This is a genomic window from Bacillus cereus group sp. TH152-1LC (genome assembly GCF_027710505.1).
GTDB lineage: Bacteria > Bacillota > Bacilli > Bacillales > Bacillaceae_G > Bacillus_A > Bacillus_A mobilis.
Genome location: NZ_JAQFNK010000001.1, coordinates 947,077 through 962,031, shown reverse-complemented (window position 1 = coordinate 962,031; position 14,955 = coordinate 947,077). Strand labels below are relative to the sequence as shown.

Genomic DNA, 14,955 nt, shown 5'->3' with positions numbered 1-14,955 from the left:
CATTTATTATAAGAAAAAAACAAGACAATATATTTAAAATACATGTCTTGTTTTTGGTTGTTAATTAGATATCTGTTCCTGTTTTCTGAATTTCAACTGTGTTTTGTGTGTGATTCAGTGTACTCTTTCTTCTTCCATATGATAAATATATAACCAATCCAACAACTAACCATACAACAAAACTAATCCATGTTGTTATCGGTAACTGAAGAACTAAATAACCGCAGAACAGTACAGCTAAACCAGGAATAACAGGTACAAATGGAACTTTAAATGCTCTTGGTAAATCAGGTTGTGTCTTACGTAATACTACAACACCTATAGAAACCACAATAAATGCAAACAATGTTCCGATATTCGATAACTCAGCTAATTTCCCTAAAGGAACTACACCAGAAAAGAAAGCGACCATTGCTGCTGTAATCCAAGTATTAAGTGTAGGTACCTGTGTTTTTGAATTCACTTTAGAAAATACTCCAGGTAATAATCCATCACGACTCATTGCATAGAATAAGCGCGTTTGACCATAAACCATAACAAGCAGAACAGTAGTAATTCCCACGATAGCTCCAACAGAGATTAAACCAGCAATCCAATCTTGGTGAATATAATTCAATGCAAATGCTACTGGGTTTTTAACGTTTAATTCAGTATAAGGAACAAGACCCGTAAGTATAGCCGATACTATGATATATAAGAGAGTACAAACAACTAATGCTGATATGATACCAATTGGCATATTTCTTCTCGGATTCTTCACTTCTTCAGCTGCTGTTGAAACAGCATCAAAACCTATATAAGCAAAGAACACCGTTGCAGCACCAGTTGTTACACCATGAAATCCAAATGGCATAAATGGTGTCCAATTTTCTGGTTTTACATAAAAGGCACCAACTACGATAAATAGTAAGACCACAGCTAGTTTCACAAATACCATGATAGTATTTAATCGAGCAGATTTCTTAACACCCTGTATCAATAGAATAGTAATAACAAAAACTATGAAAACAGCTGGTAAATCGACATAGGTTCCTGCTGCTGGATTATAAGCATTTGTTATAGCTTTAGGTAGATGAATATTAAAACCAGCTAATAACCCTTGAAAATATCCAGACCATCCACTAGCTACAGCGGATGATGAAAAACCATATTCAAGAATAAGACTCCATCCCATTATCCAAGCTATGATTTCACCAAAAGCAGTGTAACTATATGTATAGGCACTTCCTGCTGCTGGAACAGTAGATGCAAATTCAGCATAACACAGAGCGGCAAATACACAGCTTAGTCCCGCTAAAATAAATGATAAGATAAGGGCTGGTCCCGCATGTGTCGCTGCTGCTACTCCTGTAAGGACGAAAATGCCTGTACCGATAATTGCACCAACGCCTAACATTGCTAAATCAAAAGCTCCAAGGTCTTTTTTTAATGATGTGCCTTTCGCTTCTACTTCTTTTAATAATGAAGAAATAGGTTTCTTTCGAAAATAATTCATGTTGTGTTCTCTCCTTTTTAGTTAAGATTTTAGAGTGGTAATTTATATTTGAAACGATAAAGTTTTAGAAGTTTTAAAATTTTCTAATAATTTATCATAAAAAAATAAAATTCGCAAGGAAAAGCGCTTACATAGTTAAAAGATAAATAATTTTCTGTTAATTTGTTATTGGTATTTAAATTATAGTTATTCTTTCAGAACCCTTTTTAATTTCTATATATTTTTGTGTGATAAAGAATATAGGAAACAGGATATTAAAACTTTTACTTATTAAGATAAATTTTCCAAAAACTATTCTTTTCGTTCCGATTCGAAGATATAATAGAGTAAAGTACATAGAATAGGAAGGTGTTAGTTTATGAATACGGATAAAGAAGTGTTTTGTACGAAATGCGGCAATCCTAGAAAACGAAGTACGGATAAAGTTTGTACGAAATGTGGCTCAAGTTTTCCAGAAGAGCATATACAAGTACAGAAAAATGAACAAGTGAATTCATCTATCACTCAACAACCAGAAAACAACAACCATAAAAGAAGCAATAAAAAAGGTAAGCCGATTCTTAAGCCGGCAATATTAATGACATGTGCTGGATTACTTCTAGGAGGAGGCATTTCGGGTTATCTATACATAAAGGATGCAACAGGTCCAGAACATGTTGTAAATGAAGCTATCGTTTCTATGGAAAAATTAGATAAAAAGAAATTTCAACAAATAGCAAATTATGATGGAATAGATAAATCTTCAATCGGAGGATATACAGAAAACTTACTTTCTAGTTTGGATTATTATAAAGACATAGAGAAAAAAGTTAAAGATTCTCTAAAAGAACAAGAAAAAGCAATCCAAAATAACGAAAAAACAAAACCTTTCATTCTTCGTTTACAAGAGAAAAAAGAGAAGAAGTGGTTTGTATTTAAACAGTATGAAATAGCTTTCGAGCCAGTATCCCTATCATTATCTATTCCAAATAACGTCACATTAGAAATGGATGGGAAAAAGGTAAAGTCTTCGGGAGATTCTTCAACAACCTTAAAGACACCAGTACAGGGTATGCATAGTTTTGTAGCGAAAAATGGTGAGAAAGAAGAAAAGTGGTCTTATGATGTTTGGCAACAAAATTCAAAAGATATTGAATCAGAAATAAATAGCAGAATTGAAGCGATTGCTAGCTCTACAGAGGCAGCTCCTGTCGTAGCGAAAAATGATACAAAGCAGGAAACTAAGCAAGATGCAAAAACAAAAGAAGAAAAAGGTACAAACGGTAAAGATTCTTCTACAAGCGGGCAGCAGCAAGGGAACCAACAAACAAATCAGCAACAGACTAAAGCTTCCTTCAGTGATAGTGAAGTAGAGTCACAAGTTCTTAAAATTAGAGCAGAGTATGGGAATATAAACAATACTCAAGGTAATTTACAAAAGACTGTTGATGGAAAAGGTGCCACTGTATACAAAGACAAAAATGGAGTAACAAGAAAGAAAGTCGTGGAAAATTCTCCTGATGGCGGAGGGAAGACAGAATTTTATTACTGGAATGACGGAAAACTGTTCTTTTCATTTAGTGCTCATTCAGGAGAAGAACATCGTTATTACTTCCAAAATGATAAAATGATACGTTGGATTGGAATGAGAGCAACGATTAATTTTGAAGAAGGAAAAGATAAAGATTTTTATTTAGAAGAAGAGGTCAAAATAAAGAGTCTTGCTTATTAAAAGTAGCAGCATATATTTCTTGAAATCATATATTTTTAGTTTACTAATCTCATAACGATATTACATTAAAAAAACCTCGAATCATTCGAGGTTTTTTGTTGTTAAAACATATTTTATTTTACATGAGGAGCAGCAATTATTATAAGTCTCGTTTTTCTACAAGGTCTTCTTTAACATTCTTTCGTAAAAGAATAGAATTATTTTTTTGCACAACTTGATAGACCACATTATAACTTTGGAAACGCTTTGTTTCGCCATTATTAAACGAAATGTTGTATTTAGAGAATACATTAATGTTATACACATTTTCAGATACTTTTGATACGTTAAGAACATCGGCTCCAATAAGGTCCTCTTTAATTCCTTTTTTCTCAAGAGTAACAAGATAATCTGAAATGTTTTTTAGTTCTGCACTATTAGGTTCAATAAACGTTTTTACATATTTTATGTCACGATTATTAAATGTAGCGATACCTGCCGCTAAGTATTCATTTATAAATTCTTGCGCTTGTTCTAAAGACAATTCGTTAGAAGACTGGTTGTTTGGTGTATTTTGGGTACTAGTACCATTTTGATTTTTTGTATTATTATTGCTGTTATTACTGCTGTTACTATTATTACTGTTATCGCTGCTGCTGTTAACATTGTTATTGTTGTTACCACTGTTATTGTTACTGTTACCATTGGTATTTTTATCGGCACTAACTACCTGTGTTCCATCTAATTTTTCAAAAGCATTTTCAAGTTCAGAAGTATCTACTTCTTTAGAGTTCCATGCCTCTACATTCAATTCAACTTCTTCAGCATCTTTTGTTGCTTTTACCGAATGCAAACCTGGAATCATGTCTTTTACCGATACTTTCCCGTCTTTATTCGTCTTTATTTTTTTATCATCAATTGTAACTACGGAATCAGCAGGTACAGTAAAATCAAATTGCACAGGAACTACTGACAATTTATATTGAGGGACAACTAACCATTTCTTTTCAGAGCTTTTTACGACTTTTAATACAACTTCATCTTGTTTTTTCCCTTTTGACTGTGCATCTAATGAACGTAATACTTTTTCTTTTATTGAATCAGAATCATGTATATCTTCAATAAGCTTTTGAGTTTCTTTTTGAGACAGGGGAGTGTTATTTTCATCTTTTATTATCATGTTTTTCAAAGCAGAAGTATCCTGGTTTTTAATTGCTGTGTCTGCTTTAACAACAAAAGAATCAATGCCATAATTTTTTTGTACATAAAAGTATCCAAATCCTATTCCACCAACAACAATGAGACCGGCGGAAATTCCAGATATCCATTTAAATGAAGAACCGGTTTTCTTTTTTTTCGTTCTTTCTGTTCTTTTATGAGACTTTTCCTCTTTTGATTCTATAGGTATATCTAACGGTTCATGGTGAACTTTATTTTCTTCGGTAATTGTAGAAGCAGGGAAGGGGGTGCCGCAATTCGTACACACTCTATCACTTTCTTTTTTTCTTTTAGTTCCGCATTCTTTACAAAATTCCACGTAGTATTCTCCTTTCTATTTTAAAAAAATGGGCGTATAAAAACGCCCATCACTAACTACCATTTTATTCCGTTTTTGTGTAATCTCCAATATGAACCCGCATAATGAAATAAACTGATAAGGATAAATGCTATAAATAGTGTTTTTAAGAAATTTGGTGCCAATAGAAATGCATCATGTGAAGTAGTTTTACTTGAAACTGTTAATCCCATTCGAACGAAATGCATCCAGCATGCCATAATGAAAGAAAATACAATGCCAAATAGTAAACTACTTTTAACAGCTGCCAACTGTGTAGATAATTGAAGCTTAGATGCATGACGGTATCCGATGAATGCTACATATAGTACAAGAGCAACTAGCGCAATCAACATGATTGTGTGAAGAAAACTAAATTCACTTAAAATGCTTTGTGTGAAATTTATATCTCCAGTCATTGTTTTTCCTTCTATCTTCTTAAATGAACCCATAGAGATATCCGAACTAATATTCAATCCAAAACTTGAAGGCATATTTTGAACATTAAACGCAAAGGAACCAAAAGGTACCATAATCCATTGCAATAGCATAAATATATACCCAACGTAGTATGGTATTAAACTAGTAGCAGAAGGCGCTCCGTTTGTGTTGAATAAAGAGATAATAGTAACTATAAGAATACCAGCTAAGAAAATGAGATGTGTACGCCACGCCTCCTTAGTCATAGTTGGTAGCCATTTCTGTTCCTCTTTTCCTTGCTGAGACAAACTTCCGATTAGGCTGAACACTGTTCCTATTACGAAACTATTCCACATTGCACTTATTGAAGAAATGCCGTAGGAACTGGAAATATCATCAACTGTTACAGAGTCTTTTGTGAAAAATGAAAGGACTAACGAACAAATTGAAAAAAGTACCCCAACAACTAATGAGTTCACAATATGACCAGGTAAAGAAGAAACTTGAGTTCCTTTTCTAATACCTTTCCCGGTAAGGTAAAAAACAAATGCGATTAAAATACCTAAGCCGAAAATAGGAGTATATAATGAAGCTCCATCTGTTCCGATATTCATATAAAATTTAGCTCCTAATGACTGCAACAATAAAAAAGGAGCACCTAACATTTTATTGTAGAAGTCCGGAACAACTGAATCGATATTCCCAAAGAATATTGCAGCAAAATCGCCGCGAACTCCTTCTTGTAGAAAAGAAACAATATCTTTCTTTGCAGAAAAAGAAAGAACAAAAAAGAAAATTAACGTGGAGACAAAAGCAATAGAAAACGAAAACAATATACTTTTTAATTTCAATGTTTGTAGGATATCTTTTGGGTTAAGGCTGTCTAAAGAAAGAGAATTTGCTTTTGGTAACTTTGTTCTTTGGTTATTTGCTGACTCAGCTACCTTTTTTAATATGGAATCATTGCTTTTTTGTGTGTATTGAACAAGGGAGTTTCCACATCCAATACAATGAATGCTACCTTTTTCATTATGAGTTCCGCATCCGTTACAATATGGAAAAGCTTTTCCTTCTAATTGTAAATTCATTTTTTTAGATAGCGCATCATCCCCACAATTCACGCAGTATTGCCCTAAAGGTAGAACGGCTTCTCCACAACTTCTACAATGCATAGTTTTTCACCGCTTTTTGTCCCGTCCCGCAAATGTTGCAAAACTTTGCTTGTTCCGGAATATTTTGTTCGCATTGTATACACTGTACTTGTGGACCCACTGTAGGTTTTTCTTGTTTTCGACCACATGCTCCGCAAAATTTATCATCTGCTTGGATGGGTTTTTTACAATCTGGATTCGGACATAACAATGTACTTTGATTTGCTGTCTCTAATGCACTCAGTCTTCCTTGTAAATTGAAAATGTTAACATCAATTTCACGAAGTTCTTCACTAGGAATAGAAATTTCATCAGGGATAACATTACCTTTTCTCACAAATTCGTATACCTGTTGCCCAATGTTGAAATATAACATTGCTTTCTTGTCCAATAGAGTTTGAATCTGCTTTTGCATCGCACTTGCCTCCTGGCTTTGAGCGATACGTTGTTTTTGCTGTTCCACAGCATCGGTAACTTTTGTGCCAATTTCACCAACTTTGTCTTGCCAATTACTCATCTTTTCAACCCCTTATGTAGGTATTTTTGAAAAACGTGAAGAAAAAAATAACCAATCTCTGTAACAAATGCTGCATACATAGTGTTTAGAAGTAGTTTTCAAACACTACATTTCATACTATTAATTAAAAAAGAAATATATGCAGTTTATTTACTAAAAAGATAGACTATCTTTCAATCGACACGTATTTTCTATTAATATATGCAAGAAAATATTAACACAATATGAAATTATTTTCTATAAATTTTTATTAATATTCAAATAAGTATACAATGCTTTGTTTCTTGTATAACAAGCCTATGGAACAAATTAATTTGCATGAAAAGTAATTTGTTCCATAGAGGTTCGTCTTATAAAGGAACCTTAAATGAAGTAGAATCTTAAAAAGGAAAGAAGGTAACTGAATACATTCAAATGTGATACATTTCATCAAAGAACGAAAAATGCTCAGTTTATAAAAACTGAGCATTTTCATTTAACATGAAGACGATTATAATTATTGAAGTTTTATATTTTAGGTGACGCATGAATTAAATAGTTTTTTCGGAGGTTTTGTTGGAGATTTTTCTTAGTTCTTTTTGCGCATCTTTTTCTACCATTTTTCTTAAGTTAGCACAATACCACATTAATGCACCAAATGTTATAACGTTGCCTATTATAACCACTAAAATCTCTTTTGGAATCATATTTATTCAGCCTCCTTTTAATTAAATTATTATTTCGATACAATGTATCAAATACTACTATTATTTTAAGTTTATGAACCATATACCCTTTAAAAGTATTCTTTTTATATTAAAATGCCTAATTCATTTTAAGGAAATCAAAATATGCTAAGATTACATAGATTAGAATAACAAAAAGGGGGATAATAGCAATGGGCATACTTACAAGTTTTATTGATTTTTTCTTTTGGAAGCAGAAAGTAAATGGAATCAAGAAACAATTACAATCAAAAAATATTTCTTTTCAAGAGAAAGAACAACTTATAATACAAATGTATAGTATTTGTAAACACACAGATACAAGTTATTATTCAGATGAAGATTTTGATTGTGCAGGTAATATGTTTTCTTATCACTATTGTAATATTTGTGATAAAAAAGGTGTATTTCCGAATTCGTATTAATAATAACTCTATTAATTTAAACATTTAACAAAATTTTTTTGTTAATATAGTTTTAAAGATGAATTTACAAAGGATGTTGGACATGAAAATAGCAACTATGACAGATATTCATTTGGATACTAACTCACTATTATTAAAGAGGGATGTATTTCTGGATTTATTAGCTGCATTAAATGAAATTACATATGATATTCTTCTTATTACAGGAGATTTATCAAATTCTTCCCGTACTTCGATTAATATCATTAATAAAATCCAGGAGGAGACTGGTAAAAAAGTTTTATTTATACCTGGTAATCATGATGTTACGAAATTCGCAGACACATCTTGGGATAGCTATAATCTATTAAAAGAACACGAATCTTCATTAATAGACAAACCCTTCCTTATCGATGAAGATAACGTCATAATCGGTGATATGGGCTGGTACGATTATAGTTATGCTTTAGATATCGTTCCTTCGAGTATTATTAAACAGAGAAAAAAATCTCTATGGGATGATGCTAAGTATGTAAAGTGGCAGATGGATGATGAACAAGTTTTTGAAATGATTTTAAATAAATTCAAAAACCAATTAGAAGAACATAAAGATAAAAAAGTGATTTTCGTAAATCATTTTATTCCATATAAAGATTTTGTAACTTATAGCAGCGATGGGGAATGGAATCTATGCAATGCATTTATGGGTTCTGATAAAATAGGACAACTCTTAGATGGTTGTTCCAATATCAACTATGTGTTATTTGGTCACACTCATCGAAGATACGGTCTAATTGAAGACTATCGAGGGAAAAATGTAATTTGCAACCCTGTTGGTTATGCTTATGAATGGGAAACTGAAGATGCAAAAACTGAGTTTTTAAAATGCATAAATTTTATAACAGTCTAATTAGATATTGTTAGTCTCATCCAAACCGATTCAAATAAATTGAATCGGTTTTTTGTTTTAATTTATTAGTTTTTAACAAATTTTCAGATACTTTGTTACAATATAAAAAATCAATTAAAGAGGTGTTAGATAATGGACAAGAGGTTAATAATGGATAATAGAGTTTTGATTCGTTAAAAGAGTTCCAATAGAAAAAACTATGTATAAAGGGAGAGATTTTAATGTACTTACAAGGAATGAAAGTGAAAAAGAATACCGAATTAGCATATAGAAGTGGGAACCCCGAAAAAGATAGAGACGTAGATGGAAATCCTGTAGATGCTACTTATATTTCCTTTGTTAGGATGAAGGATTGTCGACTTACCGAAGATGAGAACGGAAGATACTACGATGCAAAGGATGCTCCTTGTATTCCTGTTGGTCACGGAGGAACGTATTATGGTTATGGAAAAACGAATATCAGGAAATCGGAAAGAGGAACTTTTATAGATGGTAATAGGTATTTTGAATATGAACAAGTTACAGCTTATTTTGCCTATAAAGGTTATGTATATACTTCCTCTATTAGAAAACCTATTAGTCCCAATACATTCAAAAAAATCTTTTTAGAAGCTAAATCAAATGAAAAAGATGCAAAAAAATCATTTCATAGATTGATGAATTGTAATTTCGAATTAACAGATAAGTATCTGGATGAGTTTGTTTTTTATGGAAGATATGATTGGTTAGAACCTTACTTAAACCAAAGAACACAAGAAGAAAAAGAATTATATGAAGGATACAGATTGAAGAACCTAATGAAGAATGCGAATTAATATTTTATTGATTTTGTAATACATTACAATCATATGTAACGAGACTTGTTTTATGTTCAAGTCTCGTTTTTAACTGTTCAAACATATTTTTTACTACTTCATATTTTCGAAGCAGCATCAAATTATTTCTGTTTTATGTACTATAGGTACAATAATTATTGCCTTGAAATGATAATGAAAAAAAACACCGATACTAAATTACTAGTTTGGTGTTTTAATTTTAATTTCTTCTAAATCTAACAAGCTAACGCTAAAGTTGAAAGGGGTGTATTTCCATCTATTGAAATCTCCCATGTTGAATACTTGTTCCAATCAATTCCATAACTCCAACTTCCGTATGCGTCGAATTTAGATGTCAATCCAGAAAGAATTGATTTTAAATGCTTATTCATGACTGCAACTCGTTTAAGAGTTTCTTTAATAATTTGTTGAAATAAATTATTTTGATTGAAGTATTTTTTTAATAATGCGACAGCAAGACTATCCGCGCGTATTTCTTCTCTAAAATAGGCAGCGTTTGGTCGATTGCTATCATAGTCTCTATCTAAACCTCCCAAATACTCTTCACAAATATGATGACTACATTCATGAATAAACACATAGATTGCTTGTGGGATGGTTTTAATTCCATTTATAAATAACGCAATATTCTTTTGGTTTGGTCTATATACACCTAAAGTGTTTTCATCCTCTTTAAGTATGCTTCTTTCAATTGTAATTTTATCTAGTGTATCTAAATATTTTCCGAATTTAGGTACAGTTTTCAATTTATGAAGAGTCTCCTTTATAGCGACTTCAATTTCCTTTGACCATTCATTTCCTACAACATTTGCAACGTATGTACTTTGGTTCATTTTTTTGACCTCTTTCGGTTTTTTTATATCATACATTATTTTTTTATAGATTAATCTATTTTCTAGATATTTCTGAAATGGCATTTTAATTACACATGACAAATCGAGAAAAACTTTGTTCATTTGTAATCTCTTTTCTGCTATTTCCCTTTGTGATAGAATGGATTCATTGACTTCGTTTGATATTCGTTAATAAAAGGAGGAGCAGCTGTGGAAATAAATCAGGCTGAAAAAATAAAAGAGTTTTGGGATTGGTTTAAACAACATGAATTGAAACTTTACAATACTCTCACGGATTATTATTCTAATCAAAGTAAGGTGAACTCTCCAAACAAATCACCGTTTTTCGATAAACTATCTGTTCGTTTAAAGCGCGTGAATACAAATTTAGCATATGAATTTTTCTTAAATCCAGATGATAATCATAAATTTGAATTTTATATAAGTGCCGGAGGGGTTAAAAGTGTGTTTCCTATTGTTTTTGATATGGTAAGAAATGCTCCTGATTCATCCCAGTTCAAATTTGTTCCTTTCAAATCACCTCATAAAAATTTGGAACAACTTAAAACAATGGCACTAGGATATGGAGATAGCAGATTAAATTTCAAAGATATATATTTTAAAAAACAGGAAGTTTTCGATGATGGCATGTCATTGCAAATTTTCATAAAAGACTACAATGGTAGACTTATGGAGAATCTAGAGAAAATATTTTACATCTTGGACAAAGTAATAGGAGAGTACGATGTTGCTACGCTAGTAAAAAACATTGAAGTACACAAACTTACTAACAAAATTGGTCTACAACCTTTATTCAAACTTCCTATTGTCATGCGAAATTTCAAAAAGGAAAAAAATATCCCCAATGTATTAGATTTAGTGTCACCAGGCGAATAATTTCTTCTTCGAAAATTAAGTGAAGCAGCTGATGTATATCAGAGTGTTCGAATACTTAAAAAGGTCATTTTTGTTAAAGTGACCTTTTTATTTTTAGTTACACCAATAAAATATTCATATATGTTAATTTTTTATTAATTAACTAAAAATTCCTTTGTGTTCTGCTTTAAACAAAGTGTATAATTAGTTCGTGTATTTTTAGCAGAGGAGGGGATTGAAGGCGTGACTCAATCTGAATTATTAAGAGTAGATAGAAATGAAAAATTAGAGTGCAAATTATCAGAAATCCTTGAAAAGTTCATAGAGAACAAATTGACCATTCAAAAAGCAGATAAAGATGTTCATCTCCACGATATAGAAGCCGAACTAGCAGCATATTGCAACATCTCCGTTCATGACATTGCTTCCATTAAAACAGGGGAATTAGAACCCTCTCTATATTTGGCTACCAAAATGGCAGAATTCTTCAATGTATCTGTAGAAAAGTTATTTGAAGGTAATTGGTACGTTATTAACAAAGGAGACATGATTATAACAAAAACAAACGCAGGACTCCTTTCTTATAACCTGGTTACATTCAATGAAAAAGGTAGGTATGTCTTACATAATGTAATGAGTGGTAGAACTGCTATCGAGTTCGATAACATTAGACAACTCAATCAATGCATTGAAAATGTAGAATTGCAAACAAATGCGGGTTCTGAAAAAGTAGTAAAACATATTCCTCACAATAAAGTACAACAGTATATGCTCATTCACCTTTTTGATATGGAACATCGAAATGAACCTCAAGAAACAGTTGTTGAGCAAAACCAACCAGTTTTCGCATCTTCATCTAACATTGTTGGAACTGATAAGGATGGTTCCAACAATTCCACAACCATTGAAAAAAATAAGACTTTTTATGATAAGTGGTAAAGAGCCAGGGGTACTCCTCTGGTTTTTGTTTTTTCGTATACATAGATGTGAAATATTTGTTTCATAATAAAGGCAATTAGTATAATTTGAAATTTTTTGTTGTATATTTTATAAACTGTGATATTTTTTGAAAAACATCAAAGGAGAAAACAACAATGAATTTTAAAAAATTATCTTTAATTACTGGTTTAGCTTTAATAGGATTATTTAGTTCATACAATATCTGTACAGGAGCTAACAATAAATTTTATTTTTCAACATTAGTAATTACTGCGTTAAGCATTTCTTTGCTTAGTAAAAAAAACTCAGTAAAAGCATAAAATCTGTCTATTATAGACAGATTTTTTTAAATTAAATTCAAACAATTAAAAAGAACCAATAGTTGATTTTCTTTCAGTACACACAGTAGGAAATTACAAAATACTTAGGAAAAAATACATAAGAGAAAGATGAACAATTATATTTAACATTCCGTAAATGAAAAGGAAACAATATCTAAGCAGTTGATTAGAATTTTGAAATCTCCTAATCTTTCAAAATACTGTTTATACTCAAATAAGAGGTGCATCCAAATGAGCAGAAAACTAAATTTACCTGAGCTCAAAAAGATAACAGAAAACAAAATAACTACGAAATATGGAACAACAAAAATAAACGGGAAATTTATTAATAAAGATGAATTTCTGATTTCTTATGGGGATTTCCAAGTGAAAATTCATCACAACGGTAGAAATGTATTAGGTACTAGTATTGTTAATCTTGATTTTACAAATATACCTAGAGATTTTCATATCAAAAAAGTTGATGTACAACTAAAAGAAACTGACATATCCATTGTTCTAGATTGCATAGATATCGTTATTAATTATTGGATGATACGAGCTACAGAAAGAGATAAACAAGGCGTTGTTTTTGTAACTAAATATATTCTTCCTAATAATCTTCAAGAAGCGATTGTTGCAAGGCTTGAAACTTCTATCAATAATATGTTTTCACTTAAAATTAATAAAACATTACAATCAACAAGAAGCGATGTTTATAAAAGATTTATGTATCACTTTGATAAGGCATTAGAGGAACGGATACTAGGGTTCTATGTAAGATTGAGATTAAAAAATAGGATTGAACGTTTTTTAGATTTTCTTCCTGTTTTAGAGGAAATTAAATCTTCCAGACCATTATTATGCTTAAATGGTGAATATGGATTACATACTAGAGAGTGGTATCGGTTATTTAATAGTGTTCTACAAATATATTGTGGTAGCCAGTATTTTTGGTTAAATTGTGTTAAAGAATCAAACGTTGTTAGGTCAAATTGTGTTGAAAAGTCAAAGGTTATTACTGATTTTAGAATAAGCAAGGAAGTATTAGATATTGATTCCAGCATAAAAATTCCTATATGGGATATGAATAATAAAACATATAATTTAAATCCTTTTCTCACTTTTATTGATAATTTAATAGAAGAGAACAAATTAAAGAATTTAATTATGAATCCTCATTGGAATTTTTCTTGTTTTGTTAAACAATTAAAAAGAAAATCGATAAACCAAAATATCAACTTTTCAGACCCATCTATAATTGAACAATCATTTAACACATTGGTAGATGTTTTTGGCTCATGGGAAGCAGCGGATAGTATACCTTTTTATTTAACTAATCTTGATGCTAGTGAAACGGTATTGGAATCATACCAAGGAGAGGAAAAGTATCAAATAAACATATTTCGATATAAATACCAAAATTATGATTTGAATTTTATCTTTATTTTTTCAAGTTCAAAAACATGGGTTGATAAATTTAAATTTATCATTGAACCTTCCGAAGAAAATTCAAAAAGATTTACAAGTGTTTTATCGGATTTAAAAAGAGGGGTATTTTCTGATTAAAAAAAGCATTGATAACTTCAATGCTTTTTTTAGTGATTTTTAATATTTAAATCAATCTTACCAATCTGTTCTTTGTTCTTCTTGTATATTTTCTGCGATTGATTGCAAATCATAAGCGTTAATTAAGAAAAATGAATATCCATCTTTCATTCTTTCATCAGCTTCACGTTTCAGAAACTTCGGTGAACCTTCTTTTTCATCATCATAAACAAGTAACAATCCATCAGTGTTATCCAGTAAAAATTTGTTTTTGGCTTTAAATTGCCAGGGACCTTCATAATTTCTATCTGTAATACTTTTTACAAAATCAGCCTGTTCTAAGATGAAATTATAATATTCTTTTGTTTCTTCATTCCATCGTTCTTCTTGATTTAAAAAAGGAGGAAGGATTGCTAATTTTAATTCCGGATAGTCGAGTTGTAATTGAAACACAACCTCGCATACGTAATGCTCAACTCCAACCTGACCACTGGTAATCACCCATTCCAATACATTTTCATCCAATAGTTCCCGTAGCTTTCTTTCTAGTGCAGTTTTAATAATGTGTATACCAGGGTGGTCTTTTTTAAATATACCAAGTTCAGAGCTTTTGTAACCACTTACCAATAATCTTTTAACCAATGATATCCCTCCTCTAGTTCAGGGAATTATAACAAATTGAAACATTTTTTTGTTTTGTTTAATGAAAAAGTTAATCTTTCTTTGTTTTATTTATTTCAAACATGCGCCACACAAA

General features: G+C 31.0%; 15 protein-coding genes. 8 read left to right on the top strand and 7 right to left on the bottom strand.

All coding sequences use genetic code 11. The annotated features are described in order from the left end of the window. Positions 1 to 64: 64 nt before the first annotated feature. Positions 65 to 1,495, bottom strand: a complete 1,431-nt coding sequence (locus tag PDL00_RS05270) for an amino acid permease (RefSeq protein ID WP_270727165.1) — start codon at positions 1,493 to 1,495, stop codon at positions 65 to 67. 358 nt (positions 1,496 to 1,853) lie between these two features. Between PDL00_RS05270 and PDL00_RS05265 the strand changes: the two genes are divergently transcribed. Then, entirely contained in the window at positions 1,854 to 3,206 is a 1,353-nt protein-coding gene (locus PDL00_RS05265; protein WP_270727163.1) for a hypothetical protein, read from the top strand. A gap of 139 nt (positions 3,207 to 3,345) precedes the next feature. Here PDL00_RS05265 and PDL00_RS05260 read toward each other — a convergent pair whose 3' ends face one another. The 4 genes from PDL00_RS05260 to PDL00_RS05245 all read right to left on the bottom strand — a co-directional run bounded on the left by PDL00_RS05260 (position 3,346) and on the right by PDL00_RS05245 (position 7,514). Continuing rightward, on the bottom strand, positions 3,346 to 4,722 hold the full coding sequence (locus tag PDL00_RS05260) for a TcaA NTF2-like domain-containing protein (protein WP_270727161.1): 1,377 nt from the start codon (positions 4,720 to 4,722) through the stop codon (positions 3,346 to 3,348). A gap of 56 nt (positions 4,723 to 4,778) precedes the next feature. Next, entirely contained in the window at positions 4,779 to 6,332 is a 1,554-nt protein-coding gene (locus PDL00_RS05255; protein WP_270727159.1) for a hypothetical protein, read from the bottom strand. Further along, on the bottom strand, positions 6,322 to 6,828 hold the full coding sequence (locus tag PDL00_RS05250; protein WP_270727157.1) for a zinc ribbon domain-containing protein: 507 nt from the start codon (positions 6,826 to 6,828) through the stop codon (positions 6,322 to 6,324). Before PDL00_RS05250 ends, PDL00_RS05255 begins: the two co-directional genes overlap by 11 nt. Before the next feature lie 530 nt (positions 6,829 to 7,358). Continuing rightward, complete coding sequence (locus PDL00_RS05245; RefSeq protein WP_170953030.1) at positions 7,359 to 7,514, bottom strand: hypothetical protein; 156 nt, start codon at positions 7,512 to 7,514, stop codon at positions 7,359 to 7,361. A gap of 191 nt (positions 7,515 to 7,705) precedes the next feature. Here PDL00_RS05245 and PDL00_RS05240 point away from each other — a divergent pair, with 191 nt between their 5' ends. From PDL00_RS05240 to PDL00_RS05230, 3 genes are all read left to right on the top strand, one after another. Further along, the gene (locus PDL00_RS05240) at positions 7,706 to 7,957 is read left to right on the top strand and encodes a hypothetical protein (protein ID WP_270727155.1); all 252 of its coding nucleotides are present in this window, start codon (positions 7,706 to 7,708) and stop codon (positions 7,955 to 7,957) included. 82 nt (positions 7,958 to 8,039) lie between these two features. Beyond that, the gene (locus PDL00_RS05235; protein ID WP_270727154.1) at positions 8,040 to 8,846 is read left to right on the top strand and encodes a metallophosphoesterase; all 807 of its coding nucleotides are present in this window, start codon (positions 8,040 to 8,042) and stop codon (positions 8,844 to 8,846) included. A 221-nt stretch (positions 8,847 to 9,067) separates the two neighbouring features. Beyond that, entirely contained in the window at positions 9,068 to 9,661 is a 594-nt protein-coding gene (locus PDL00_RS05230) for a hypothetical protein (RefSeq protein WP_270727151.1), read from the top strand. 236 nt (positions 9,662 to 9,897) lie between these two features. Here the strand turns inward: PDL00_RS05230 and PDL00_RS05225 are convergent, their stop codons facing one another. Then, positions 9,898 to 10,515: a hypothetical protein gene (locus PDL00_RS05225; RefSeq protein ID WP_270727147.1), complete on the bottom strand. Its 618-nt coding sequence runs from the start codon at positions 10,513 to 10,515 to the stop codon at positions 9,898 to 9,900. Between the two features lie 210 nt (positions 10,516 to 10,725). Between PDL00_RS05225 and PDL00_RS05220 the strand changes: the two genes are divergently transcribed. The 4 genes from PDL00_RS05220 to PDL00_RS05205 all read left to right on the top strand — a co-directional run bounded on the left by PDL00_RS05220 (position 10,726) and on the right by PDL00_RS05205 (position 14,219). Next, entirely contained in the window at positions 10,726 to 11,412 is a 687-nt protein-coding gene (locus tag PDL00_RS05220) for a hypothetical protein (RefSeq protein WP_270727144.1), read from the top strand. Between the two features lie 222 nt (positions 11,413 to 11,634). After that, positions 11,635 to 12,330: a helix-turn-helix transcriptional regulator gene (locus PDL00_RS05215; protein WP_270727141.1), complete on the top strand. Its 696-nt coding sequence runs from the start codon at positions 11,635 to 11,637 to the stop codon at positions 12,328 to 12,330. Positions 12,331 to 12,485: 155 nt separating this feature from the next. Further along, positions 12,486 to 12,650 (top strand): hypothetical protein, encoded by a 165-nt coding sequence (locus PDL00_RS05210; protein WP_270727138.1) that lies wholly within the window; start codon positions 12,486 to 12,488, stop codon positions 12,648 to 12,650. A 252-nt stretch (positions 12,651 to 12,902) separates the two neighbouring features. After that, positions 12,903 to 14,219 (top strand): hypothetical protein, encoded by a 1,317-nt coding sequence (locus PDL00_RS05205; RefSeq protein WP_270727136.1) that lies wholly within the window; start codon positions 12,903 to 12,905, stop codon positions 14,217 to 14,219. Positions 14,220 to 14,276: 57 nt separating this feature from the next. Here the strand turns inward: PDL00_RS05205 and PDL00_RS05200 are convergent, their stop codons facing one another. Beyond that, entirely contained in the window at positions 14,277 to 14,840 is a 564-nt protein-coding gene (locus tag PDL00_RS05200; RefSeq protein ID WP_270727134.1) for a DUF1273 domain-containing protein, read from the bottom strand. Positions 14,841 to 14,955 lie beyond the last annotated feature (115 nt).